Annotated in this window: 1 protein-coding gene; it reads left to right on the plus strand. The window is 57.1% G+C overall.

The genetic code is table 11. The features are described from left to right. Positions 1–280, plus strand: a 280-nt coding sequence (locus tag ACZYOF_RS44450) for a transposase (RefSeq protein ID WP_463719680.1), incomplete at its 5' end; no start/stop codon positions are given. Positions 281–368: the final 88 nt, after the last annotated feature.

Raw genomic sequence — 368 nt, forward strand, 5'->3', positions numbered from 1 at the left:
CAACCTCGGCTCGCACAAGGGCAAGGCCGTACGTCGCGCCATCCGTGCCGCCGGTGCACGGTTGTTCTTCCTACCGAAATACTCACCCGATCTGAACCCGATCGAGCAGTTCTTCGCCAAACTCAAGCATTGGCTTCGCAAAGCCGCAAAGCGGACCACCGAGGCCGTCTACGATGCCATTGGTCCGATTCTCGACACCGTCACGCCCGCCGAGTGCTCAAGATCAAACCTAATCTCATCGCGCTCTAGCATTACAGTTGTTTTTTTAGTGGGTTTCTGAATCCATGGGCAACCATGATTCGAAGATCGTGGACGCAGGCAGCGTCGATTGAGGAGACGCTTGCGTTGTGGGCGGCGTCGCTTCGGGA

Source organism: Bradyrhizobium sp. LeoA1Lang (assembly GCF_055413685.1).